This window comes from Terrabacter terrae, from assembly GCF_039529575.1.
GTDB lineage: Bacteria > Actinomycetota > Actinomycetes > Actinomycetales > Dermatophilaceae > Terrabacter > Terrabacter terrae.
Genome location: NZ_BAAANB010000101.1, coordinates 1 through 596, shown reverse-complemented (window position 1 = coordinate 596; position 596 = coordinate 1). Strand labels below are relative to the sequence as shown.

The following is a 596-nucleotide window of genomic DNA, read 5'->3' as shown; positions in this document are numbered from 1 at the left end:
ACGAGACCAGCAGCGGACACCTCGTCGTGGACGACCTTGCGCTCGAAGGCCGTCATCGGCTCGAGCGAACGCTTCTCCCCCGACTCCTTGACCTCGGCGATCGCGGCGTGCGCCAGCTCCACGAGCGCGGACCGACGCTCGGCACGGTGTCCTGCGATGTCGAGCATGAGGCGGCTCCGCTCTCCGGTCTGCACCTGGACCGCCAGCCGCGTCAGCTCCTGCAGCGCCTCGAGCACCTTGCCGTCGCTGCCGACCAGGCGACGCGGCACACGCCCCTCCTCGGAGTCGACGATCGCGATCGCGGCTCGGTCTCCGTCGACGTCCACGTCGATGTCGCCGTCGAGGTCGGCGATGTCCAGGAGCGTCTCGAGGAAGTCGGCGGCGACCTCGCCCTCGCGCTCCAGCTGCCGCAGGCGCGAGCCCCTCTCGGGCTTGTCCGCCGAGCCGCCCTCGAGCGGCGCGTCTGCCCCGACGGCGTCCGGGGGAGCGCCCTGGCCGTCGCCCTCGTCCGTGGCGTCCTCGGAAACGGTGGGCGCGTCTACTGCAGCGTCGTTGGCACCCTCCGTGACGGTCTCGGTGTCCGCCTCAGTGTCCGT

The 596-nt window shown here is 72.0% G+C and carries 1 protein-coding gene; it reads right to left on the bottom strand.

Annotated features, from left to right (window positions below; translation table 11 throughout):
* Positions 1-596, bottom strand: a 596-nt coding sequence (locus ABD194_RS19530; protein WP_343994597.1) for a Jag family protein, incomplete at both ends; no start/stop codon positions are given.